Here is a 23,443-nt window from a genome sequence, read left to right as displayed (position 1 = left end):
TCTCATTATACACGAAAGGGAGCAGTTCGTCGTTCATCCGTGAAATCGAGCGAGTGCGAAAGGGGAGAGGTCGAACTGACTTCTACCGCCTAACGCTAGTTGTGTCAACACTTCACCGATGACACGACCGAATTTGAAGCCGTGTCTGAAGAAGTAAGATTTAAGTCAACGGATAAAGCTGTCATCAGCAAGGTAGCGGTGATTGAGAAAGGAGCATTCAGTTCATGTCGACTCAAAGTAACCCGTACGAACGGTTAGTTGACGAGTTAAGTGCAGTACATATTCGAGAGATGATCGCTGGCGTCGAGACGACGATCAAACCGATCCCGGACTCAAATAAACAAGGTGACCTCGACCCACGCGTGTTGGCGAACACCAGTCAGCAGGCACCGGCCGATGAGGCACCGGCACCGTTTGACCTCGCGGCCGTCCGCGCGAGCATGGGCTGGCCGAACCGTGACGTGACGACACGTCCGATCACGACGGAACCGATCACGATTCCAAGTCTTGAAGGCGACATCCCGGCCCGACTCTATCGGCCCGAGTCAGATGAGCCGTTACCGGCCGTCCTGTTCTTCCACGGCGGCGGTTTCTTCGGCGGGACACTCGATACGGTCGAGAACCCGTGCAAAGCGCTCGCTGAGAAAGCGAACGCGGTCGTCGTCTCGGTCGACTATCGGCTCGCGCCGGAGCATCCGTTCCCGGCTGGCTTGCATGATTGCTTTCAAGCGGTCAAATGGGTATACGACCAGGCCGATGAGCTCGGGGTGTTGCGAGACACTATCGCCGTCGCGGGCGATAGCGCCGGGGGAAATTTGGCGACCGGCTGCTGTTTACTCGATCGTGCGCAACAGACGAGCATGATCAGCTTCCAGGCACTCATCTATCCGGTCGTCAATTTAGGTTCGGTCCCGACAGATGATTACGCATGGGACATCGCACAATACGATATCCGACATCATCACGACTTGATTCGCGGGATGGTGCTAGCGCTCAGCGATTCGGATTCGATGTTCAACAACATTTATTTACAAGGTGCGACCGACGTGACGCATCCGCTCGTATCGCCCTTGTTGGCGGACGACTTGAAGAACCTCCCGCCCGCGCTTATCGTGACGGCGGAGTACGATTATTTGCGCTTAGAAGGCGAGGCGTATGCGCGGAAACTCGCGCGCGACGGCGTGAAGACGAGACTGATTCAATACCGAGGGATGGACCACGCCTTCCTCGATAAAATCGGGGACTATCCGCAAGCTGAAGACTGTATGAACGAAATCGCAAACGAAATGAAGGAGCTGACAACATGAAACATTACACATTGAACTGGGATACGTATAAACAACTGGCGCGAACGGCGGTCGCCGAAGGGGCTGTCCTCTTAAAGAACGAACAGACGCTGCCGATCCAGGCGGGGACGACCGTGTCCGTGTTCGGTCGCAGCCAATTCAACTACTATAAGAGCGGGACCGGCTCAGGAGGGATGGTCAACGTCTCCCACGTGACGAGTCCGCTCGAGGCGCTCCAAGCGAGTGAAGGCATCCAGCTGAACGAGTCGCTCCTTCAGACGTATGAGGCGTGGGTCGAAGAAAACCCGTTCGACAAAGGTGTCGGCTGGGCCGGCGAACCGTGGTCACAGCCGGAGATGGCCGTCACGGACGCGCTCGTCGCGGAAGCGGCAGCCAAGTCGGATATGGCGCTCATCATGATCGGGCGTACGGCGGGTGAGGACCGTGACAACACGGCCGACCCGGGCAGCTACTTGTTGACCGAGATCGAGAACGAGTTGATCGAGAAAGTGTCGAAGGCGTTTACGAAGACGGCCGTCGTCTTGAACGTCGGCAACATCATCGATATGAAGTGGGCGACGGACTATGAGCCGAGCGCGATTCTTTACGCATGGCAAGGGGGATTAGAAGGTGGGACGGGACTCGTCGATGTACTCACAGGCAAAGTCAGCCCGTCCGGCAAGTTGACAGACACGATCGCCCGGTCGATTGACGACTATCCGTCGACGAAAAACTTCGGTCACGCCGACAAAGGAATTTATCAAGAAGATATTTATGTCGGCTATCGCTATTTCGAGACGTTCGCGAAAGACGAGGTGCTCTATCCATTCGGTTTCGGGTTGTCGTATACACGTTTCAGCACGGAAGTCGTTGAAACGAGCGAACAGAACGGTTTGATTACGATCAACGTCGCGGTGACGAACACCGGGGCAGTTGACGGGAAAGAAGTCGTCCAGTTGTATGTCGAGAAGCCGCAAGGCGTCCTCGGTAACCCGGCGCGCGCCCTCGTCGCGTTCGATAAGACAGGTCTGCTTGCACCAGGAGAGCGGCAAACGCTCGAATTCTCCGTCCCGGTCATGGAATTTGCGAGCTATGACGATCGTGGCGTCACCGGACACGCGTCGAGCTTTGTCTTAGAAGCGGGGACGTACCGGATTCACGCTGGGACGGACGTCCGTTCAGCTGTCGCGGTCTTCGACTATGAGCTCGCCGAACTACAAGTCGTCGAGACGCTCAGCGAGAACATGGCGCCGGTCACACCGTTCGACCGCATCAAGCCGGTCGCAAGCGGCCAAGGATATGAAGTCAGCTATGAAGAAACACCGCTGCGCCAGGTTGACGTCGAGGCACGTTATCTCGCCGAACGTCCGATGCAGCGCCATCAGACAAGCGACAACGGCTTGAAGCTGACGGACGTCTATCACGGGAAAGCCGAGCTTGAGACGTTCCTCGACCAGTTGACGGATGAGGACCTCGCCTGTATCGTCCGCGGACAAGGCATGAACTCGCCTCGCGTGACACCAGGGACGGCCGCCGCGTTCGGCGGCGTGTCGGACCGTTTGAACGAGCTCGACATTCCGGCCGCTTGTTGCGCGGACGGTCCGTCTGGTATCCGGATGGACATCGGCACGAAGGCGTTCGCGTTGCCGAACGGGACGCTGTTAGCGTCAAGCTTCAACGTGGCGTTGATCGAAGACCTGTTCGAGATGACGGGACTCGAGATGCGGAAAAACCGCGTCGACACGTTGCTCGGACCAGGAATGAACATCCATCGTAATCCGCTCAACGGACGGAACTTCGAGTACTTCTCGGAAGATCCGCACGTGACGGGCAAGATGGCGATCGCCCAGTTGAACGGGATGCACCGCGTCGGCGTGACCGGTACGCTCAAACACTTCAGCGCCAACAACCAAGAAGCGCACCGCCACGACATCGACTCGGTCGTCTCGGAACGGGCGTTACGCGAGATTTATTTGAAAGGGTTCGAGATGGCGGTCAAAGAAGGCAAGGCGACGTCGATCATGACGACGTACGGTGCCGTCAACGGCGTCTGGACGGCCGGGCTATATGATCAGAACACACGTGTCCTTCGCGACGAGTGGGGCTTTGAAGGCATCGTCATGACCGATTGGTGGGCGAAAGTGAACCACCATGAAGATGAGCCGGCGAACCGTCAGAACACGGCGGCGATGGTCCAGTCGCAGAACGACTTGTACATGGTCGTCGACCGTCCGGATACGAACTCGTTCGACGACAATACGGGAGCGGCACTCGCTGCCGGTACGTTGACGCGGGCGGAACTGTTGCGGAGTGCGGCGAACATTTGCCGCTTCGTCTTGCAGTCTCCGGCGATGGAGCGTCTGCTCGGGCTTCATGACGGTTCAGTCGAAGTGATCGGACTCGACGAAGAAGAAGGACAAACGATCGATTTCGATGTGACGTATCAGCATCTTGCGAACGGAGAGAGCGTCAGCTTGATCGACGCGGACACATCGACGGGGAACACACACGTCTTCGCCGTATCGGTCGATGAGACGGGCACGTACGACGTGACGATCACGGCCCGTTCGGAAGCAGGAGAGCTCGCTCAAATGCCTGTGACGCTATTTGCGAACAACATCCCGGGTCCGACGTTCACGTTTAACGGAACGGGCGGGGAATGGGTGACGCAGACGAAGCAACTGTTCTTCTTGAACCAACACAACTACTTGCAGCTCTACTTCACACTCGGCGGTCTCGACGTGAAAGACATCACGTTCACGCTCGCTGACTCGTTCAGTATGAAGAACGGATAATTGAAAAACGCCGTCTCGAAAAGAGGCGGCGTTTTAATATGCTTTTAGGGATTTCCACGTCGATTCATGGCACTGAAGAGCCGTGGTTGTCACACATCCAGTTGGAGAACGATTTTTGTGAACGTCTTAAAATCATCGATGTGCTTTTCGAGAATCGCTTCAAGAATATCGAGTTGGAGTGCTTGATAGTCATGGACGGCGATATTACGGAATCCGACCATGTTCACGAGCGTCTTCGCTAGGGCGCTGTCAATGATGCCTGCCTCCTCGAGCATGATGAACCCGTCCCGGCTCGCTTTGGGCACGCCCAATTTCTTTTGGCTGACTAGGTACATCGCGATATCGATACTCGCTTCACACGCACGTTGGATATTGAGAATGATGCTGTCTTGCTTCGTGAAATCGTGTAGGTGATCTGGATTATCGTCATACACGTCATGGATTCGCTGAAGACAGCGTTCGATTGTCGTCACTTTGTTCAACACAACATCATTCATCGAATACACTTCCTCTAGCTTTGATTTCTTTCAAGACGATGTCTCGTTGTTCGTTCAATTCGGCATACATCCGATATGCTTTAATGCGTTGCCGTACCCATTCATTTTCGTCTCGAATTAGGAGAGGGATGCCCTCTGAGAATATCTGCATGGCAAAGACGGTATCGACTTCACGGATATCGACGAGGTCGACATCTCGTCCACATAGAAGTGCTAATTCGCTGGCCAAGTTGAAGCGTTCATATGGTGAGAGTCGCTTCTGACTAAAGTATGCTAAATCGACATCACTATCCTCACGATCTTTTCCTTTGGCGAATGACCCGAACAACAAGATGAAATCCGCGTCTGTTTCACGTTGAAGCGTTTCAATGATCATTTGTCTTACTTTTTCAGAAATCATACTCTCACCTCCTCATTTCATTATACGCTCTCTAGTATCGGCCTGAACATTTATTCAATCAGAAAAAATGAATCATAATCGGATAAAGAGTCGTATAGAGGATAACACGGAAAAAATGGAGGGATGATAATGAACACGCTTTACATGAAACAGAAAGTCTTCAGCTTGCGCGGACGGTTCACGATCAAGGACGCGGATGAAAACGATATGTATTTCGTCGAAGGGAGCTTTATGAAGCTGCCGAAGTCGTTCACCATCTCGGACAAGGATGGGCGCGAGATCACGACCATTACGAAAAAGACGTTCAGCTTCTTACCGAAGTTTTACGTCGACGTCGAGGGCGAAGAGACGATGACGATCTCAAAAGAGTTCACCTTCTTCAAACCGCGTTATACGATTGACGCAGCAGGGATTGAAATCGGTGGCGACTGGTGGGATATGGACTTCGAGGTGACACAGAACGGGCAAGTCATCGGCAGCGTCCAGAAGAAATGGTTGTCATGGGGCGACACGTATGAGATTCAAGTGATCGATGAGACGATGGAGCACATGCTCATCTCGATCGTCGTCGCCATCGATTGTGTGAAATCAGATCAAGCGGCAGCGAGTGCGGCCACATAAAGGGGATTGAACGATGGAGTTTTGGGACGTCTATAACGTTGACCGAGAAAAAACAGGGCGGACGTGGCAGCGGGGCAATCGTCTCGAGAATGGCGATTACCATCTTGTCATCCACGTCTGTATCTTTAACAAGCAAGGACAGATGTTGATTCAGCAGCGCCAACCGTTCAAAGACGGCTGGTCGAACATGTGGGACATAACGGTCGGCGGCAGTGCCACGGTCGGCGACACGAGCCAACAGGCGGCGATGCGCGAGCTTGAAGAAGAGATCGGTCTGACACTAGACTTAACAGACACGCGACCACATTTGACGATCAACTTTGACGAAGGGTTCGACGACATCTATCTTGTCGAAATGGATGTCGATTTGAATAAGTTGACGCTTCAAGAATCAGAAGTGCAGGCGGTGCAGTGGGCGGATGAGGCGACGATTCTTAACATGATTCGAGCGGGTGAGTTCATCCCGTACCACGAACCGATGATTCCATTGTTGTTCGCGATGCGAGGCCAATGGGGAGGAATCAATCATGTGGCAGCAGTACACGTGGATTAACGAGCCGAGAGCAACAGATGTACGGGAGAGACTTACCTTCGAGACAGAAGCGGACACCGATTTTTGGCGCAACACCCACTACGGTTTCAACCGGATGACGGCGCACGCCTTGTTGACAGATGTGTCGACCGAACAGTTCACGTGTCGCGCGACTGTAGAGATGAAGCCGAGCTATACATACGATCAGGCTGGCATTTTGTTGTATGTGAATGACGACCATTGGCTCAAGACGTCGATCGAATACATTCAGGATTTTCAGTCACATTTTCAGATTGGACAGTGAGGAAAACTTAAGCATCGACCTGATTTATGGGTTGGTGCTTTTTTATGTGTCATTTTCATTTCACTTCAAGAAAATGGTTGAATCTAGGTAGGTGAAAAAATTATAATAGACATAACGAAAGCGCTTTCGGAAAACGCTTTCAATGTTCGTGCGTTGTTAGAGGAGAGGCAGGTACGACTGGAGTGTGTCTGCCTTCATTTATGTCAAAGGAGGAATTTTGATGAAGAAATGGGTAGCACTTGCTCTCGGTACCGGACTTGTCTTGTCAGCCGCACAAGGCGCATCTGCCGAAAAGCCAGAGAAAAAAGACCATACGAAATGGAAGCTCGTCTGGGCGGATGAGTTCAGTAAGAAAGAGATCGACCAGACAAAATGGAATTTCGATACGGGGAACTGGTTACTCGGCAAGGATGGGAATCCAGTGGCACCAGGATGGGGAAACAATGAGAAGCAATTTTATACGGACAAAAACGAAAACGCTTTCGTAAAAGACGGCAAGCTCGTCATTCGGGCTCAAAAAGAGCAGACGACGGACGAACTTGGGACGTATGACTATACATCGGCGAAGTTGACGACGAAAGGGAAGTTCAATCAAACGTACGGCCGTTACGAGATGCGGGCCAAACTTCCAATCGGCAAAGGGCTATGGCCGGCGTTTTGGATGCTTCCGGAAGATGACCGTTACGGTGGGTGGGCCGCTTCGGGTGAAATCGACATCATGGAATCGTGGGGCAGTCAACCAGACAAAGTCGCTGGGACGATTCATTACGGTGAGACGTGGCCAAACAACAAGTATACGGGCAAAGACTATCACTTTGCAGAAGGTAACGGCATCGACAAATGGCATACATATGCCGTCGAGTGGGAGCCGGGCGAGTTGCGTTGGTATGTCGATGGAAAACTGTATCAGACCCAAAACGATTGGTACGCCAAAGGTTTGAACCAAGCGACGAAGTTCAGCTACCCGGCGCCGTTCGACCAAAACTTCTACTTGATCATGAACTTGGCCGTCGGCGGTTGGTTTGACGGGGACGTCGATGCGACGACACCGTTCCCGGCCGAGATGGAGGTCGATTACGTCCGTGTGTTCGATTTACAGAACCGCGACTACCGCAAGGCGGTCGAACCGGTGTACACGGACGAAGAAATCGTATTGCCGGACGGAGCGAAACAACCGTCTGAAGACGGAAACCTCGTCTACGACCAAGATTACACGGAGCCGATCACGACCGTGACGAACGGTTCGCAAGCGCTCGATCCGACGTACTGGAACTATGTGGCCTTGCCAGACTTTGGCGGCGTCGGGACGGTTGATGTCATCGAACAAGCAGGCTCACGCTTTGCCGACATCTCGATCACTCAAGCCGGCAGTCAGCCATATTCGCACCAATTGATTCAAAACGTCTCGCTCGGTAAAGGCGGACACTATAAAGTGACGTTCGACGCGAGTGCCGATTCGGCCCGTTCGATCGCCGTGAAAGTCGGCGGCGGACCAGACCGCGGCTACGCGAAATACTCGGATGAAGGTTCATTCGATTTGACGACAGACGTACAGACATATTCGATGACGTTTGATATGGCGGAAGACACGGATCTCGCGGCACGTCTCGAGTTCAATGTCGGACTCAGCACGGCCGGCGTTCAAATCGGGAACGTCCGTGTCGAACAGACCGAGCGTGCAGCGCTCGACCCGAACGCTACGAAACCAGCGCTCGGCGACGGGAACTTGGTCTACAACGGAACGTTTGACCAAGGCGCGATGGACCGCTTGACATACTGGCAGTTCGACCCGGGCGCAACGAAAGGGACGGCTACAGTTGACGAGAAGTTGCGTCACTTCAAGTTCGTGACGAACCCGAAAAAGGGCGAACCGGCAACGCTCGTCCAAAACGGGATTCAATTGACGGAAGGTCATGACTACGTGTTGCGCTTTAAAGCGAGAGCGGAACGCATCAAAGCACTTCAAGTCGGTTTGAATGGAGCCGACGGCAACACGTATCTCCCGCTTCAAGACGTCGCGTTGACGCGCGAGTTTGAAACGATCGAGATCCCGTTCACGATGGGACAAGCGACAGACCTGTTGAGCCAGCTCCAGTTCGTGCTCGGCTCGGCGAAAGGCTCGATTGAGCTTGACGACGTCAAACTGTTCGATGTGACACCGATCGCGATCGACCCGTCTCCGCTGAAGAACGGATCGTTCACGGACGGGTTGACACATTGGGGCTCTTACGTGCACTTCGATGCGCAAGCCGCGGTTGAAGCGGTGAACGAAGCCGCTCAAATCTCGATCGGGCAAGAAGGACAGGAACCTTGGAGCGTCTTGCTTGAGCAAGGCGGTCTTGAACTGCACCAGGGACAGACGTATGTCGTCCGTTTCGATGCTTCTTCGACAGTCGCGCGCAACATGGAAGTGACGGTCGAGAACGCGGCGTATACGCGTTACTTGAGCCAAATCGTTCAAGTCGGACCTGAGACGAAAACGTATGAGTTTGAGCTCACGATGGGTCAAACCGATATGACAGGATTGAAATTCTTGCTTGGACGCACGGACGGTTCGCCGCTCGGTGCGCACGATGTGACGATCGATAATGTCAGTGTGACAACGAAATAATGCAAACAAGGAGCGTCTCGACATTTTCGAGGCGCTCCTTTCGCGTGTCATTGAACGTTTTTTCGACTGATGAGCCGGGCCGTGCGCAACAAGGAAGGCAGGAGCGTCCGTCGTTGCCGGAACGCCAAGTAGCGGCCTTCCCATGTCGGTTTGAACTTGTTCTTAAATTGCCTTAACCCACTGAACGGATAAATGTAGCTGATGTTCTCGAAGATGTCCGCCGCGATCCGCTCGGGCCAGTAAGCGAACGTATGCTCACCGACCGATGCGAGTGGGGCGACTCCGAGCCCGACATCGGCATACCCATTCTCCCGCGCCCACTCGATTACGTGAAGAATCAGTATTTCGATTGAGCCGGGCGGGGCGTCACAACACGAGCGCATCAAGTCAATCGATACGGTACCATGCCCGCGCAGCAGCGTGATGAAGGCGACAATTTGTCCATCGACGTCCTTCAGCAGCGCCATCGGATAATGGGATAGGGACTGCTCGTTGAAAAATCCGAGCGAGAAGCCTTTCTCACTGCGATTACCGATCCATTCTTCGGAAATATCTTTTAACGAGGTGATGATCGCCTCGTTCGGTCGCGTGATCACGTCCACGGTAAAGCCTTTTTTTATGAACTGGTTGTTTAGGGAGCGCATGTTCGCGCGCTTTTTACCTGTCAGTGAGAACGTATCGACATTGATCGTCGCCTCTTCGCCGAGCTTGAAAAACGTGAAGCCAGCGTCATGCAGGCGCGGCATCCAGTTCGGTGTGGCTTGATAGAACAACGGGACATAGCCGAGATGATCGGTCGCCTCAATGAACTGAATCAACAGCTCGGAGGCGGCACTCGTCTCACCTTGTATGTCTCCTAAAACGATTGCGTGATTACCAGATAACGCGAACAACAGGCAGGCGTTGTCATCAGGCCCATAATAGACGCGCTTGTCATTCATGTAAGCCAAATCAAACGTGTGTGATGTCGCATGCGTCGTCTGGAACCGTTCAAAGCGCACCGGTTCGAACGCCTCACCAAGACGGGGACGCTTCAGACGGTTAAACAAGACGAACAGGACACTCAATAGCAGGCCTGATATCATGACAGCGCTCACGCTTAACAGGGCAGCTTGATCCGGTTCAAAGAAAATCGTGTCGCTTTGACTGAATGACTGGAGCAAAATTGCATGTGTCCCGACATATAGACTGACGTACAACACGTTTCGGAAGAAGCGGCTGATGGTCAGGATCGAGCGATACCGGGTGTGCTGGTTTCGGGTCAGCCAAACGAACAAGGCAAATCCGACCACGACCAACGCTTCAAACAAATTGAACCCGCGTGCGAATATACCAAGCGTCGCGAAGAAGAACGACACAGCCGTGATCCACAGCACCCGTTTCGTGCGGATGTACATGCCGTAGGTGCTCACTAACGTCAGGAGTCCGGCAACGAACAGACAAAGCGTCCCGACCCATTGCATCCAAGCGGATGTCACATAAAGCGGGGCCACACTCGGGAGCAGCGTTTGAAACCAGAGGACGAGACTCGTCATCAAAGCGATCAGACTGCCGGCGAGCCGACCGGTCTTGGCGAGTGTCCGCAAAACGGTGCGCCAGACGACCGTCCCGATTTCATACGATGAGCCGATGATCGGTTTGTATTCGATTTGTTTGACGATCTGGTCCCCGAAGGCGATCGCTGCTAAAAACAAACCAATCATGAACGGGACGATGAAGTAGACGAACCGATAGACGATCAAGGACGACAACACGATCTCTTGATTGATGCCGAGCTGCGTCATCCCGACCAAATACAATAGATCAAACGAGCCGGCTCCGCCTGGGACGAGTGAAACGACCCCGACGATTGTGGCGACGATGAATACGCCCAGCATACTAGCAACCGGGGCGTCCCCGCCGAGGAGATACAAGGCGTACAAGGCGACGAGTCCTGCTGTCACCCATTCTGCGAATGATGTGGCGATGTAGCCGAGTAACGTCGACCAGCTCAAGTTCGATCGTTTGCGGGTCATATAGATGTAAAGTGGCAAGACGGCTAGCGTTGCCAGCAATATGGGCCAAATCCACTGCTTCGTCGACATCAGCGTTGTGGCCGGAAATAGGCCGGAGAGGACCCCGATCGACAGTAGAGACAGTCCGCTGATCAGCGTCGGTGTCATCCAACCGATAGCCCGGAGCAGTCGCAATGTATCCGTGTACGGACGATACAGCGAGGTCCTGAGCGCGATGCCGATGACGCCGCCGAACCCGAGCATGCCGTTCATCGAGTTGGTGATCCAAGCCGCACGAAGCAGCTTATGGACCGGGATATGAACGTTCAATGAGCGGAGTAAAAAGTAGTCGTATCCGGTCATCGTCAGGACAGCGAGCAAGCCAAGAAGGATTAAGCTGGATTGTTCGAATCCTGTCAGTTTTTCTAACGCCGAGAAGGCGGCTGCGAGCGATAAGTTTTGTAGTTCTTGCCCGCTCTGATAAAGAATCAGACCAATCAATAGGAATGGAACCAACCATTTCAGCTGCTTCCAAGAAAGTCGTTTTTGCATCATGTCTTCTCCTTACGGCTACAAGCTTAGTGTTAGCATTATATGCTGTTTTGCTTGTGAGGAATAGTGAATCCTGTAGTGTATACGACCCGAATTCGCACATCGATTCAAAAACATGAACAAGTCGCACATTGAGCCTAGTAAAAAAACATCAAACCCCCTATATTTGGTACACTAAAGGTGTCCTATCTTGACGTCTTAATCGGCGTAGTGAACTAGGACGATTCCCGTCACCTTAGGAGACATTTTGGAGGAAATTATGATTAAATTACTAGCCGACTCAACTTGCGATTTATCAGACGACATTTTAGTAAAATATGATATCGGTGTAGCTCCACTCATCATCACGATGAACAATAAATCGTATGAAGACCGCGTCGATATTCAGCCCGATGAGTTTTACGGAATGTTGGAAGCGCTACCGGAATTTCCGACGACGGCGATGCCGAGCCCGGCGACATTTTTGAAACTGATGGAAGATGCCGTCACGGCCGGCCATCACGAAATTTTATGTATCTGCATGTCGAGTGGGACGAGTGGTTCGTATCAATCGGCCGTGCTCGGCAAAGAATATTTTGAAGAGGCGCATCCGGATTCGACGGTGAAGATTCATATTGTCGATTCCCGTTCGATGAGCCACGGCAGCGGTTGGTTACTTATGAAGAGCGCGCAGATGCGTGAAGCGGGTGCGACGTTCGAGGAACTCGTCGACTTCAATGAGGCGTATAAAATAAAAGTGAAACACTTCTTGTCGGTCGACGACTTGGATCATTTGATCAAGAGTGGCCGCATCTCGAACGCGAGCGCGATCATCGGCAAGCTGTTGATGGTCAAGCCGATCATGAGCATGAAGAACGGGAAAGGTGCCATCGTCGCCAAAGAACGCGGAACTCGGAAAGTGCTCAAGCACTACACGGACGAGTTCATTAAACGCTACGACAAGGACATCACGAACTTCATCATCATCGGTTATACGTCGGACCAGAAAATCGCTGAGAACTTGAAAGTGAAAATCCAAGCCGAATCGGACTTCGAAGGTGAGATCTATCTGATGCAGATGGGTGTCTCGGTCGGCACGCACGTCGGCCTAGGTGCGATCTCGATGTTCTTTGTGGAAAAGTGAAGCAGTGAAGCCGTCTCGTGATGAGACGGCTTTTTCTGTGGATAACGTTATCCACAGGTCGGGTCCGACCAGACGCGTTTGACTGAAAAAAAGTTATCCACAATTTCCAACTGATAGACGTCCGGATTACTAAGATTCCGCCACGTCACGAAATCAAACCGGTTATCCACATGTTGTAATAAGAGCGCGAGCAGATTGCCGTGTGTCACGAGAATCGTCGGACCGTTTATTTGAGTGACGACGTCCAAAATCCGAGCAGTTGCCTCTAAGCCCGATTCAGCTTCGGGTAACTTGAACGAAGGCTCGTCGAACGAGTGGCGGAGTAGGTCGAACCAATCAGCCCGTGGTTCGAGCGAGAGGATGCGCTCACGAAGCTTCGGTTCCTGTTCGATCGTTAAGTTACGTGCTTTAGCGACAGGTGTGATTGAAGCGACGGCCCGGGCGTAATCGCTTGAGATGATGCGCTCGATCGGGACGTCTTCGAAAAAATCGCGCAAGACGATCGCCTGGATTTGACCGGCTTCCGTGAGCGGAGCGTCCGGCTCTTGACCGGTGGCCGAGCAATGACGGACGAGATATATGGTTGGCATGAGATTCCTCCTTGATCATTTTAGGTGAGCGTATTTTACCAAATTGTTAATGTTGTTCTCATATCGTTGGCATCGGTCAGGTAGGCGACTTCTTTGAATTCACATGAGAGCGCATGGTCATAAAATGATTCAATGATTCGTTGATTTTTACAATAGATGTCGACGAACGTGCTGTCGACAATCAATAGGGCAAATTCGCAAGGGCTGTCGAGGAATGCCTCATACGTTTCGACCTCCGTCACCGGTCCGGCTGAAAAAGCTTTTAGATTCAAAAAGATGAGATAGTGTTGGTCTTGGCTGATTAAATCGCCAAGCGCTTCTCCATCCATCACAGTCGGTTCATGGAATAACAGCTCACTTAACTCGTCATCCCTTACCGTGTAAGATTCTTCACCGCCAATGAACCACCTGTAACGAATCAAATCGATAGGTTCCAATATTTCTTTTAAATAGGTTCCATACTTGTTTGGTATTTTAAAACTGATGCCCCGCTTCATGGTCTATTTCTCCTTCTAAAAGTTTCATCTCTATTTTCACTACTTAACCCTTATCTTTCATCACAAAAGCGTTATAATCAGTATAACGATTACAAAGAAACGATCGGCGAATGGGGATTTACTGAGTCGTTTCATACACAAATTCAGGGGAGAAGGATGGGGTTTTCATGAGCAGTGTCCAAAAGAGAACAGACGTCATTTTGATTGGTGCGGGAATTATGAGCGCGACGCTCGGGTCGCTCTTTAAAGAGCTCGTACCGGAGTGGGAAGTCAAAGTGTTCGAGAAGCTCGCAAGCGCAGGGGAAGAGAGCTCGAACGAGTGGAATAACGCAGGAACGGGGCATGCCGCCCTCTGCGAGTTGAACTATACGACCGAGAATTCGGACGGCACGCTCGACATCTCAAAAGCGATTAACGTCAACGAGCAGTTCCAAATCTCGCGCCAGTTTTGGGCGCATCTGGTGAACAAAGGATTGATTCAACAACCGGAAGACTTTATCCGCTCGATCCCACATATGAGCATGGTCCAAGGGGAGAAAGATATCCGCTTCTTGAAGAAACGTTTGGAAGCGCTAACAAATAATCCGTTGTTCGATGGTATGGTCTTATCGGACGATCCGGAGCAGTTGCGCGAATGGATGCCGATCGTCATGGAAGGTCGCACGATCGATGAGCCGATTGCCGCGACGAAAATTGACTCAGGGACGGACGTCAACTTTGGCGCGCTGACGCGGGTGCTGTTTGACCATTTGACGAATTATGATGTCGAGGTCAACTACAAGCATAGCGTCGAGGACGTGACACGGTTGCCAGACGGGCTATGGGAAGTGAAAGTGAAGGACATCGAGGCGAATACGATCGAGACGCATACGGCGCCGTTCCTCTTTATCGGCGGCGGTGGCGGCAGCTTGCCGCTGTTGCAAAAGACGGGTATCCCGGAGTCGAAGCATATCGGCGGATTCCCGGTGAGCGGGTTGTTCCTCGTCTGTAAAAACCGTGACGTTATCGAGCAGCACCACGCCAAAGTATACGGTAAGGCGAAAGTCGGCGCGCCGCCGATGTCGGTGCCGCATCTTGATACACGTTACATCGATGGACAGAAAGAGCTCTTGTTCGGACCGTTCGCCGGCTTTACGCCGAAGTTCTTGAAGACAGGCTCGAACCTCGACCTCATCCAATCGGTCAAACCGTACAACGTCGTGACGATGCTTGCGGCCGGGGCGAAAGAGATGCCGCTCACGAAATATTTGATCGAGCAAGTGCTCTTGTCGCACGACAAGCGGATGGACGAGCTCCGTGAGTTCATCCCGACCGCGAAAAACGAGGATTGGGAAATCGTCGCCGCTGGTCAGCGTGTGCAAGTCATCAAAGACACGCCAGCAGGCAAAGGCACGCTCCAATTCGGGACAGAAGTCGTCAGTGCGGAAGACGGTTCGGTCGCGGCGCTCCTCGGCGCGTCACCTGGTGCGTCGACTGCCGTCCACGTCATGTTGAAAGTGCTCGAGCAGTGCTTCCCTGAGCAGTTGCCGGAATGGGAGCCGAAGATCAAGCAAATGGTGCCATCGTATGGCGTCTCGCTCTCAGACCATCCTGAGCTGTTCAAGACGATCCACGAATCGACGGCAATGGCGCTCGGCTTGAAAGAAAAGGGTGTCGTGCACAATTGAATCGGTTGAAGCGAGAATGCGAAAATATTCTCGCTTTTTCTTTTGAATTGCAACATTAAAAACCATATATTGGTTATAAATAAAAGGTGAATACCATCATGTAGGAGGTAGAGGATGGATAAAATCAAGCTTACACAGTGGGAAAGAAAAAAGTATGGTGCTTATCTCGAACACCTGCGAAAATATCCGGACAGTTACGAGTATTGTGTCCTCCCTCATTACGAAGACTATATGGAGACGGCGAAGACGGAATGCGTCCAAATGGGTGATTGCTATGCTGTCCTGATGAAACAAGGGGATCATTATGTTTTGGTCGCCATATTGTTTGATATCGAGTCGGAAGTCACAGAAATATTGGAGTGGCTAGATCATACAGAAGTCCGGTGCCTCACGCCAACAACGGAGACAGTGATCGTTCGAGACGCATCCGAGATCTTGGATGAAGTAAAGTTCAAAGGGCAGCCGCTTTTGCTGATTGAGCAAGGGACTCAAACATTTTTGATTGATCCAGAAGACTTGAACGAAGTGACGGAAGCTTATGACCAGTACAACAAGATTAACAATACGGGATTAGCTGAAGATGTGACTTTACAGACTGATTGAGAGGAGACCGGGGCATGTATTCAGTTGAAATGTTAAAAAGTTGGGTCGAACGTGAGCCCCATCCCTACTATTTCCGACCGTTCGTCAGTAAATCCCCGAGTTCAAAAGGTAACGTCTTCATCGTTGGCATCAATCCAGCGACGCCGATGCATAAGGACGACTTTGCAAGTGCTGAAGAGTATATCGATACATTTTGTCATCGAGAGCAGTTTTTGGAGCGCGTGAAGACGATTCGCCGTTCGCAAGGGAAGACGGACTTATCACGCACGCGGATCGGCTTGAATAAATTTGTCGAAGATTTAGAGCTGAGGGCGAATGGAGAAGTTGAAGTGATTGAGACGAATATGAACGCCTATCCGACGAGACGAGCGAAAGATTTGCTTGGCGTAAATCCTGACTTGATTCAGTATGGGAATCGAGTGTTCCGAGAATTGTTATTCACCTATCGACCGAAAGTAATTATTGTCCATAGCAAACAGGCACTCGGCGAACTGCTCGGTTTGCTTGAAGAGGAGCATATGGTTCCACGTCAGACATTCAATCGAAACCTTCGACTCTGCGACTGGATTGCAAAAGGCCCGATTCCATTTACATACCGTGACGGTGGAATCGGGACGGTGCTATGCTCGAAGCATTTTATGTACCACGGGAACTTAGGGATGAGCTTCCAACCGTTGAAGGAACAAGTGTTACAGGCGTTCAGACAATAAAAAAAGACCGCTTCATATAGAAGGGTCCAATCAAGTGGCGGCAACAGGTTCAGCGCTCAAATAAGCGGCAATCTGTTGATCGATGACTTCTTCCGACAAATGAAGCGCGAGTGAAAGTTCTTTCACAAGAATCGTTTTAGCGTTTTCTAAAATCTTACGATCCTGTTCATATAACTTTTTGTTCAACGAAACTGCTTCGGTTTGTCTCCGAGCAAGCGTGTTGATGACTTGAGCGATATCGTGACGGTTGCCCGAATGAACGACATGCAAGAATTCGCGGTTCCGGTTATTCGGATGGGGATTCCATTCGACACCAGGAGAGCGGAACGATTCGAGGATCTCTTTTGCTTCTTTAGCTTCCAAGAGTGTCAACATCATGACTTTGTCACTATCGACCGGAATACTGATCTGTAGCTTCTGCGCGTTGTTGATTGGATGGAGCGTATAGTACGACTTCGTCTCACCTGCGACCGTCATATCGGAAATTTCGTCAATGCGACAAACTCCGTGGGTCGAATAGATGATTAAATCATCAATTTTGAACAAATCGATCACCTCTTCCTAATATCCATTATAGAGGTAATTGATGTAAATTGTCAACCCGGTTGACATTGAAGGCCGCACAGACGGAAAAAACCTCTTCTTATAATGAGAAGAGATCACAGTTTCCAGTCGGTTTGGAGCAACGTCTGCAATTGATTAAACGCATCGTCGCCGAGTGTCGTGGCAATTTTTTGTTCGAGATCGGCTTTTAGCGCCTCGTTTTGTTCATAACAGCGGATACCGAGGTCGGTCAGCTGAATGCATTTGTCTTTTCGGCTCGTCGGATGGTCGGTCACCGTGACGAGCTCTTTTGTCTTCAAGTTCTTGATCAGTTTATGGATCGCCTGGCGTGACACATGGACGTTCCGTGTCACTTCGGAGATGGTCGGATTCTTTCGGTAGATGCGGGCGAGGATGTACCATTCCGAGTTGGAGATGTAAATATCATGTTGTTCGTTCCATGCCCGTTCGCTAATGCGTCGGATTTGATCGTGGCGCTCACCGAGCAAATCCAAAAGGTGCGTTGGCGTAAGTTGTTCGTATGGAGTCAAATTGGTCACTCCTATTCTGTTTTGTCGTTCCTAACTATACAAAAGCGGATAGGGCGCGTCAATGCGCTAGTATCTCAATTTCAACTGAACAGATGATCATGTCATACGATGACCCGGTTTAGACGCCAGTAAAAAAAACGAGACCAAATGGCCTCGTTTTTTTACTGGCATTCTTTATTTTTGAAATCGATGACCATTCGTCCTTGAATTTTACCTTGTTCCATCTCTTCGAAAATATCTTGGACTTCGTGGAGGCAACGTTTCTGGACGACCGGTACGACCTTTCCTTCGGCCCCGAATTGGAAAGCCTCTTCTAAGTCTTTACGTGTACCGACGAGTGATCCGACGACTTCGATGCCATCGAGGACGAGACGTGGGATATTCAAATCCATTGTTTCAGACGGAAGTCCGACCGCGACAACTTTTCCACACGCTCTTACAGCGTCGACCGCAGAGTTGAAGGCTACTTTTGAAACGGCCGTGACGACCGCAGCATGTGCGCCCCCGAGTTGCTCTTGGATGATTTTGTCCGCAGCGCCCTCTGTCACTGGATTGATGATCATATCGGCGCCGCTGTCTTTAGCGAGTTTGAGTTTGTCGTCATTGATGTCGACTGCGACGACGTACGCATTGAACACGTGTTTGGCGTACTGAATTGCCAGGTTACCAAGACCACCGCATCCATAGATAACAACGATTTGACCTGGCTTCACGTCAGCCACTTTAATGGCTTTATACGTCGTGACACCGGCACACGTGATACTCGAAGCTTGTGCCGGATCGAGTCCGTCTGGTACTTTGACAGTGAAATCGGCCATTACGATACTTTGCTCGGCCATCCCGCCATCAACGCTATATCCAGCGTTTTGTACGTGGCGGCAGAACGTTTCGCGTCCGGTCGTACAGTACTCACAACGCCCGCAGGCATGATACATCCAGGCGATACTGACGCGGTCTCCGACTTTCAAACTCGTTACGTCGTCAGCAATTTTTGAAACGATCCCGATGCCTTCGTGTCCGAGTACGCGGCCTTGGACATCACCGAAATCTCCCGCGGCAACGTGTAGGTCCGTGTGACATACGCCACAATACTCGACGTCGACAAGCGCCTCTCCAGAATTTAGTGGGCGCAACTCCTTTTCAACCACTTCGATATTCGCTTTGTTAGATGAATTGACTACGACTGCTTTCACTTTATCTCACGCTCCCCATCCTAATTATAGGTAATTAAAGATATGTAATTACCAAACCGATAAGAAAAGAATAGCATAAAAAAGGGAATGAAAACGCTTAACTAACGGCGGAATCTTGTCGCTTTCATGAACTTTTTTCACATATAGATTTCGGGAAACAGTATGAGACAGAACACGAAAGGGGGATGAATCGTGCCGACACGCACCGACCTGTTTCAAGCCTATAAACAGAAAATCATTGAGCTTCCTGATATGGACGAAACGACGTTGAAGAGCGAGATGTTCCTTCTCGAGGAAGACCCGAAGAAGCAATTGACCATTTATTATGCCCCGTTCGAATACATCAATCCGAATGCTAAAATCGTCATTGCTGGCATCACGCCGGGTCTCTATCAAATGCGACAGTCGTTCGAGGCGATCCGCGACTTGGCTGACGCCTCGGATGAAGCAGCGCTCCAGGCCGTCAAACAGCGCGGCAGCTTCTCAGGGCCGATTCGGAAGAACTTGGTGACGATGCTCGACGACTTGGACTTGCATCACCATCTCCAAATCGAATCGACGCTCGACTTGTTCGGTGAGGCGAACCATCTCGTGCAGAACACCGCTGTGTTGCCTTATCCGGTCTTCTATAAAGGCAAGAACTATAACGGTTCGAGTCCGGACATGTTAAGAACGGAGCTGTTCCGTTCATACGTCGAGGGAAGTTTCGCCGACGAGATGGCCGTCCTCGAAGATGCGCTCATTTTACCGATGGGTGTCAACGTGCGTCGGGCCGTCGAGACGCTCGTCGCTCGAGGACTCGTCGCACCAGAACGTGTCGTGAGCGGGTTTCCGCATCCGTCAGGCGGAAACGGACACCGACATCGTATCTTCGCTGAGAACCGTGACGCGATGCGGTCTCATATCGCCGACCATTTCAAGCGTCACCCGATTTGAGTGCACAAAAGGCAGAAAGCGCGATCGCGCTTTCTGCCTTTTGGAATGTTACATATATAATACGTAAATCATCATAACCGAGACAACAAGGAAGAGGAGGCTCATGACTCCTCCGGCCTTCATATAGTCCGCGTTGCGGTAACCACCCGGTCCCATGATGAAGGCGTTGACTTGATGGGTCGGTAAAATGAACGAGTTCGAAGCCGATACCGCGACAAGTAGCGCGAGACCGATCGGATCGATGTTGAACGTATCGGCCATCATCAGAACGAGCGGGACGAGCAAGACGGTCGCTGCCACGTTTGACATGAAGAGTGAGAAGAACATCGTGATGATCCCGATGATGAATAGAATTGCGAGCGTGCTCCACCCGCCAACGAGATTGACGATGGCATCCGCCGTATAAGCGGCAGCGCCACTCTTTTCAAAGGCTATACCGAGCGGGATGAGCCCGGCTAGTAAGAACACGGTCTTCCAGTCAATGGCTGGGTAAATCTCATCTTTCGGGATGACACCGAGTAAAATCATCAGCAGGGCTCCCGTAAAGAAGCTGAGCGACAGTGGAAAACCGAGAAAGACGAGACCGAGGGCGACGATGATTGAAAACAAGGCTGGCTTTTTCTTGTTTTGCTGCGGCGCGAGTTCGGGTGCTTTCACATCGCTTAAAATCGCGACTTCGCGACCGTTCCGCAAATTGATCAAATCTTTCCAGCTGCCGTAGACGACGAGTTGCATGCCGGCTTCGAACGGGACGTTTTCCAGTTTTGTCTGCGTACCGTCGCTTCCGACGATGGCAAGCGGCTCAAGTCGGAAATTTTTTCTGAAGCCAATATCGCGGAGCGTCTTCCCGATGAACGGCGACGTCGGCGGGATGATGATCTCAGCGAACCCGCTCTCGTCTTCATTTTCAAGCGAAGCGAAGTATTCAAGTTCAGATTTGATGGTCAGTTCATAATCGGCCGCGAAGCGACTGATCGCCTCGTCCGTTCCGAGGGTGGCGAGCGTCTGCCCGATGGCGAGGCGAGTCTTGCGCCAAGGGCCATAGACGTGGCTCTCACCTTCGCGAAGTGCGAGAATGTTGATCCCATACGTCGACCAAATATCGAGTTGTTCAATCGTTTGTCCGGCAAGGCGAGCGTTGACGTCGAGCTCATGGATGTCGGTCGTCAATTGATGCGTTTCTTCCATGAAAGAAGCACTCGTCGTCTGCGTTTCCCCGGACGCTTTCGGCAAGACGAGGCCGCCCGCGAAGTAGAAGTAGAGGATGCCGGTCGCGAGCAAAACGAGACCGATTGGTGTGACAGCGAACAAGTTTAAAGCGTCAAACCCGGACTCGGTCAACAAGTCGTTCAAGATGATGAGCGGACCCGAAGCGACCATCGTCAACGTTCCTCCGAGAATGGCGGCAAACCCCATCGGCATGATCAGCTTGGAAGCCGGGATGTTGGCATTTTTACTGATCCGCTTCAAGGCCGGTAAAAATAAGGCGGCCGCGCCGATGTTTTGCATGAACGCCGAGATGAGTCCTACGGTTGTCGATGTCGTTGCCATGACGTTCTTCTCTTTGACCCCGACTCGTTTCGTGATAAACTCTGCGACGACGGTCATGATGCCGGAACGTTCGACCCCGTAACCGATCAACATAACCCCGATGACAGAAATGACAGCGTTTGATGCGAATCCAGAAAATGCCTCATTAGCCGTGATGACACCGGTCCATGGCAAGATGACCATGATCAAGACGGCGACGAGGTCGGTCCGGAGTTTATCGGTGACGAATAAGACGATCGCTAGCGCCAAGACAGCGAAGGTCAATAGTATTTCGGTAGTCATTCACATACCCCCTGTGGTATTTATTAATTTTATTATAAGTGTCTAGAAGGCTTAAAGTGAAGTAAAACGTACTTCAAGCTCAAACCGAACCATTTTGATGAGCCGCCTCAACTGACAATTGCTCTTTAGTTCGCTAAAATGAAGAACGGTTATCATCCACTTTTTCAGTATGAAAGAAAGGGACGGTCTATGATCACGTTAACGAATGTAAGCAAACAGTTTGGTCGTGACGAGGCGGTCCGTGACGTCTCGCTCCAGATTGAACGAGGCGAGATGTATGGCATCATCGGTGCGAGCGGTGCCGGCAAGTCGACGCTGCTGCGCCTGATGAACTTGCTCGAGACGCCGGACGCAGGGACGGTCACGGTCGATGGGAACGAACTGACGAGTCTATCGAGCCGACAACTTCGCGAACAGCGACACGTCATCGGGATGATCTTTCAACAGTTCAACCTCGTCGGCAACAAGACGGTATATGACAACGTGGTCGCCCCGCTCAAACTGGCCGGGCGACCAAAAGCGAAGCACGAGGAACGGGTGCTCGAATGCCTCCGCTTCGTCGGACTCGAGTCGTTCAAGGACAAGTACCCGGCCCAGCTGAGTGGCGGGCAAAAGCAACGCGTCGCCATCGCCCGGGCGCTCGCGAACGAACCGCACGTCTTGTTGTGTGACGAGCCGACTTCGTCGCTCGACCCGAACACGACGGCCGAGATCCTCGGCGTGCTGAAGTCGATCAACGAGGCGCTCGGTGTCACGATCGTCATCGTCACCCACGAGATGGACGTCATCAAGCAAGTGTGTGACCGCGTGACCGTCATGGCGGATGGATCGGTGTATGAGACGCTCGGTCTCGTCCCGCGTGGTGTCCCGGAAATCGACAATAATCCGGCCTGGTTCGTCAACGAGTTGCGAAAGGCGGGTGAGCCGGATGCCTGACGTGCTCGTTCAATATCAGACCGAGATTTGGCGCTCGATCGGTGAGACGTTCATCATGGTCGGCGTCTCGATCCTCGCCGCCGTCCTCGTCGGCTTACCGCTCGGGACGTGGCTCTACTTGTCCCGGAAAGGGCAGTTGCTCGAGAATCGGGCCGTCTTCTCGGTGCTCAACTTGGTCGTCAACATCGTCCGCTCGTTCCCGTTCCTGCTCCTCGTCGTGTTTTTGATTCCATTTACGCGGCTCATCATCGGAACGGCGCTTGGGACGGCGGCAGCGACCGTGCCACTCGCGATCATCGCCATCGCCCACTACTCTCGTCTCGTCGAACAGTCGCTCCTAGACGTCCCGCGCGGCGTCGTCGAGGCGGCCGTATCGATGGGGGCGTCGATCAAAGACGTCATCTTCAAATTCTTATACGTCGAGGCCCGGTCCGGACTCGTCCTCGGGCTGACGACGTCGATCATCAGCTTCATCTCGTACTCGACCATCATGGGGGTGGTCGGGGGCGGCGGCATCGGCGACTTCGCCATCCGCTACGGCTATCAACAGTTCAAGACGGAGCTTATGCTGTATATGATCTTCATCATGCTCGTCTTCGTCCAGCTGATTCAGTTCACCGGTACGACGGTGGCCCGGGTCATCGATAAACGCTAATCACCTACAGAAAG

At 52.0% G+C, this 23,443-nt stretch carries 22 protein-coding genes; 13 read left to right on the top strand and 9 right to left on the bottom strand.

The annotated features are described in order from the left end of the window. The first annotated feature begins 224 nt into the window (after positions 1-224). Both EVJ26_RS11340 and EVJ26_RS11335 read left to right on the top strand, forming a co-directional pair. Complete coding sequence (locus tag EVJ26_RS11340) at positions 225-1,307, top strand: alpha/beta hydrolase (RefSeq protein ID WP_236634040.1); 1,083 nt, start codon at positions 225-227, stop codon at positions 1,305-1,307. Further along, positions 1,304-4,081 carry a glycoside hydrolase family 3 C-terminal domain-containing protein gene (locus EVJ26_RS11335; protein ID WP_131470499.1) on the top strand — a complete coding sequence of 926 codons (2,778 nt, stop codon included), beginning with the start codon at positions 1,304-1,306 and terminating at the stop codon, positions 4,079-4,081. Before EVJ26_RS11340 ends, EVJ26_RS11335 begins: the two co-directional genes overlap by 4 nt. 89 nt (positions 4,082-4,170) lie before the next feature. Here the strand turns inward: EVJ26_RS11335 and hepT are convergent, their stop codons facing one another. Further along, entirely contained in the window at positions 4,171-4,578 is a 408-nt protein-coding gene (gene hepT, locus EVJ26_RS11330; protein WP_131468536.1) for a type VII toxin-antitoxin system HepT family RNase toxin, read from the bottom strand. Beyond that, positions 4,571-4,978 (bottom strand): type VII toxin-antitoxin system MntA family adenylyltransferase antitoxin, encoded by a 408-nt coding sequence (gene mntA / locus EVJ26_RS11325; protein WP_131468534.1) that lies wholly within the window; start codon positions 4,976-4,978, stop codon positions 4,571-4,573. The genes hepT and mntA overlap by 8 nt, the downstream gene beginning before the upstream one ends. Positions 4,979-5,107: 129 nt before the next feature. On the opposite strand from mntA, the gene EVJ26_RS11320 reads away from it, so the two are divergent. The 4 genes from EVJ26_RS11320 to EVJ26_RS11305 all read left to right on the top strand — a co-directional run bounded on the left by EVJ26_RS11320 (position 5,108) and on the right by EVJ26_RS11305 (position 9,046). Further along, the gene (locus tag EVJ26_RS11320; RefSeq protein WP_131457789.1) at positions 5,108-5,599 is read left to right on the top strand and encodes an LURP-one-related/scramblase family protein; all 492 of its coding nucleotides are present in this window, start codon (positions 5,108-5,110) and stop codon (positions 5,597-5,599) included. Positions 5,600-5,612: 13 nt separating this feature from the next. Then, complete coding sequence (locus EVJ26_RS11315; RefSeq protein WP_131457788.1) at positions 5,613-6,152, top strand: NUDIX hydrolase; 540 nt, start codon at positions 5,613-5,615, stop codon at positions 6,150-6,152. Further along, positions 6,127-6,435, top strand: coding sequence for a DUF1349 domain-containing protein (locus EVJ26_RS11310; RefSeq protein ID WP_131457787.1), 309 nt, complete (start codon positions 6,127-6,129; stop codon positions 6,433-6,435). The genes EVJ26_RS11315 and EVJ26_RS11310 overlap by 26 nt, the downstream gene beginning before the upstream one ends. A 220-nt stretch (positions 6,436-6,655) precedes the next feature. Then, a complete protein-coding gene (locus tag EVJ26_RS11305) occupies positions 6,656-9,046 on the top strand; it encodes a carbohydrate binding domain-containing protein (RefSeq protein ID WP_201738371.1) in 2,391 nt (796 codons plus the stop codon). A 47-nt stretch (positions 9,047-9,093) separates the two neighbouring features. On the opposite strand, the gene mprF is transcribed toward EVJ26_RS11305, so the two are convergent. After that, the gene (mprF, locus tag EVJ26_RS11300) at positions 9,094-11,592 is read right to left on the bottom strand and encodes a bifunctional lysylphosphatidylglycerol flippase/synthetase MprF (RefSeq protein WP_236635561.1); all 2,499 of its coding nucleotides are present in this window, start codon (positions 11,590-11,592) and stop codon (positions 9,094-9,096) included. A 259-nt stretch (positions 11,593-11,851) separates the two neighbouring features. On the opposite strand from mprF, the gene EVJ26_RS11295 reads away from it, so the two are divergent. Next, the gene (locus EVJ26_RS11295; RefSeq protein ID WP_131457784.1) at positions 11,852-12,715 is read left to right on the top strand and encodes a DegV family protein; all 864 of its coding nucleotides are present in this window, start codon (positions 11,852-11,854) and stop codon (positions 12,713-12,715) included. Between the two features lie 47 nt (positions 12,716-12,762). Here the strand turns inward: EVJ26_RS11295 and EVJ26_RS11290 are convergent, their stop codons facing one another. Both EVJ26_RS11290 and EVJ26_RS11285 read right to left on the bottom strand, forming a co-directional pair. Next, complete coding sequence (locus EVJ26_RS11290) at positions 12,763-13,305, bottom strand: histidine phosphatase family protein (RefSeq protein WP_131470495.1); 543 nt, start codon at positions 13,303-13,305, stop codon at positions 12,763-12,765. Between the two features lie 35 nt (positions 13,306-13,340). Next, positions 13,341-13,802, bottom strand: coding sequence for a DUF2691 family protein (locus tag EVJ26_RS11285; RefSeq protein WP_131470493.1), 462 nt, complete (start codon positions 13,800-13,802; stop codon positions 13,341-13,343). A gap of 167 nt (positions 13,803-13,969) precedes the next feature. Between EVJ26_RS11285 and mqo the strand changes: the two genes are divergently transcribed. From mqo to EVJ26_RS11270, 3 genes are all read left to right on the top strand, one after another. Next, positions 13,970-15,469, top strand: coding sequence for a malate dehydrogenase (quinone) (mqo, locus tag EVJ26_RS11280; RefSeq protein WP_131470491.1), 1,500 nt, complete (start codon positions 13,970-13,972; stop codon positions 15,467-15,469). 114 nt (positions 15,470-15,583) lie between these two features. Beyond that, the gene (locus EVJ26_RS11275; protein ID WP_131470489.1) at positions 15,584-16,072 is read left to right on the top strand and encodes a hypothetical protein; all 489 of its coding nucleotides are present in this window, start codon (positions 15,584-15,586) and stop codon (positions 16,070-16,072) included. A 14-nt stretch (positions 16,073-16,086) separates the two neighbouring features. Continuing rightward, on the top strand, positions 16,087-16,782 hold the full coding sequence (locus EVJ26_RS11270) for a uracil-DNA glycosylase family protein (protein ID WP_070328003.1): 696 nt from the start codon (positions 16,087-16,089) through the stop codon (positions 16,780-16,782). A 30-nt stretch (positions 16,783-16,812) separates the two neighbouring features. On the opposite strand, the gene EVJ26_RS11265 is transcribed toward EVJ26_RS11270, so the two are convergent. From EVJ26_RS11265 to adhP, 3 genes are all read right to left on the bottom strand, one after another. Next, positions 16,813-17,337: a CarD family transcriptional regulator gene (locus EVJ26_RS11265; protein ID WP_016510581.1), complete on the bottom strand. Its 525-nt coding sequence runs from the start codon at positions 17,335-17,337 to the stop codon at positions 16,813-16,815. A gap of 104 nt (positions 17,338-17,441) precedes the next feature. Next, the gene (locus EVJ26_RS11260) at positions 17,442-17,876 is read right to left on the bottom strand and encodes a MarR family winged helix-turn-helix transcriptional regulator (RefSeq protein ID WP_070328004.1); all 435 of its coding nucleotides are present in this window, start codon (positions 17,874-17,876) and stop codon (positions 17,442-17,444) included. A 161-nt stretch (positions 17,877-18,037) separates the two neighbouring features. Next, on the bottom strand, positions 18,038-19,069 hold the full coding sequence (gene adhP, locus EVJ26_RS11255; RefSeq protein WP_070328005.1) for an alcohol dehydrogenase AdhP: 1,032 nt from the start codon (positions 19,067-19,069) through the stop codon (positions 18,038-18,040). 192 nt (positions 19,070-19,261) lie between these two features. Between adhP and EVJ26_RS11250 the strand changes: the two genes are divergently transcribed. Continuing rightward, positions 19,262-20,005, top strand: coding sequence for a hypothetical protein (locus tag EVJ26_RS11250; RefSeq protein WP_131457778.1), 744 nt, complete (start codon positions 19,262-19,264; stop codon positions 20,003-20,005). 48 nt (positions 20,006-20,053) lie between these two features. On the opposite strand, the gene EVJ26_RS11245 is transcribed toward EVJ26_RS11250, so the two are convergent. Further along, entirely contained in the window at positions 20,054-21,838 is a 1,785-nt protein-coding gene (locus EVJ26_RS11245; RefSeq protein ID WP_131470487.1) for an SLC13 family permease, read from the bottom strand. Positions 21,839-22,027: 189 nt separating this feature from the next. On the opposite strand from EVJ26_RS11245, the gene EVJ26_RS11240 reads away from it, so the two are divergent. Both EVJ26_RS11240 and EVJ26_RS11235 read left to right on the top strand, forming a co-directional pair. Then, complete coding sequence (locus EVJ26_RS11240) at positions 22,028-22,774, top strand: methionine ABC transporter ATP-binding protein (RefSeq protein WP_131470485.1); 747 nt, start codon at positions 22,028-22,030, stop codon at positions 22,772-22,774. Beyond that, entirely contained in the window at positions 22,767-23,429 is a 663-nt protein-coding gene (locus EVJ26_RS11235) for a methionine ABC transporter permease (protein WP_071398721.1), read from the top strand. Before EVJ26_RS11240 ends, EVJ26_RS11235 begins: the two co-directional genes overlap by 8 nt. Positions 23,430-23,443: the final 14 nt, after the last annotated feature.

Source organism: Exiguobacterium sp. SH3S1 (assembly GCF_004337105.1).
Lineage (GTDB): Bacteria > Bacillota > Bacilli > Exiguobacteriales > Exiguobacteriaceae > Exiguobacterium > Exiguobacterium aurantiacum_A.
Note: the sequence above shows the minus strand (reverse complement) of the source record. Positions and strands in the feature narration are given on the sequence as shown.

Bases quoted from the DNA above. Each gene is read 5' to 3' on its own strand.
- EVJ26_RS11340 (WP_236634040.1), top strand. From the start codon at position 225: ATGTCGACTCAAAGTAACCCGTACGAACGGTTAGTTGACGAGTTAAGT.
- EVJ26_RS11335 (WP_131470499.1), top strand. From the start codon at position 1,304: ATGAAACATTACACATTGAACTGGGATACGTATAAACAACTGGCGCGA.
- hepT (WP_131468536.1), bottom strand. From the start codon at position 4,578: ATGAATGATGTTGTGTTGAACAAAGTGACGACAATCGAACGCTGTCTT.
- mntA (WP_131468534.1), bottom strand. From the start codon at position 4,978: ATGATTTCTGAAAAAGTAAGACAAATGATCATTGAAACGCTTCAACGT.
- EVJ26_RS11320 (WP_131457789.1), top strand. From the start codon at position 5,108: ATGAACACGCTTTACATGAAACAGAAAGTCTTCAGCTTGCGCGGACGG.
- EVJ26_RS11315 (WP_131457788.1), top strand. From the start codon at position 5,613: ATGGAGTTTTGGGACGTCTATAACGTTGACCGAGAAAAAACAGGGCGG.
- EVJ26_RS11310 (WP_131457787.1), top strand. From the start codon at position 6,127: ATGTGGCAGCAGTACACGTGGATTAACGAGCCGAGAGCAACAGATGTA.
- EVJ26_RS11305 (WP_201738371.1), top strand. From the start codon at position 6,656: ATGAAGAAATGGGTAGCACTTGCTCTCGGTACCGGACTTGTCTTGTCA.
- mprF (WP_236635561.1), bottom strand. From the start codon at position 11,592: ATGCAAAAACGACTTTCTTGGAAGCAGCTGAAATGGTTGGTTCCATTC.
- EVJ26_RS11295 (WP_131457784.1), top strand. From the start codon at position 11,852: ATGATTAAATTACTAGCCGACTCAACTTGCGATTTATCAGACGACATT.
- EVJ26_RS11290 (WP_131470495.1), bottom strand. From the start codon at position 13,305: ATGCCAACCATATATCTCGTCCGTCATTGCTCGGCCACCGGTCAAGAG.
- EVJ26_RS11285 (WP_131470493.1), bottom strand. From the start codon at position 13,802: ATGAAGCGGGGCATCAGTTTTAAAATACCAAACAAGTATGGAACCTAT.
- mqo (WP_131470491.1), top strand. From the start codon at position 13,970: ATGAGCAGTGTCCAAAAGAGAACAGACGTCATTTTGATTGGTGCGGGA.
- EVJ26_RS11275 (WP_131470489.1), top strand. From the start codon at position 15,584: ATGGATAAAATCAAGCTTACACAGTGGGAAAGAAAAAAGTATGGTGCT.
- EVJ26_RS11270 (WP_070328003.1), top strand. From the start codon at position 16,087: ATGTATTCAGTTGAAATGTTAAAAAGTTGGGTCGAACGTGAGCCCCAT.
- EVJ26_RS11245 (WP_131470487.1), bottom strand. From the start codon at position 21,838: ATGACTACCGAAATACTATTGACCTTCGCTGTCTTGGCGCTAGCGATC.
- EVJ26_RS11240 (WP_131470485.1), top strand. From the start codon at position 22,028: ATGATCACGTTAACGAATGTAAGCAAACAGTTTGGTCGTGACGAGGCG.
- EVJ26_RS11235 (WP_071398721.1), top strand. From the start codon at position 22,767: ATGCCTGACGTGCTCGTTCAATATCAGACCGAGATTTGGCGCTCGATC.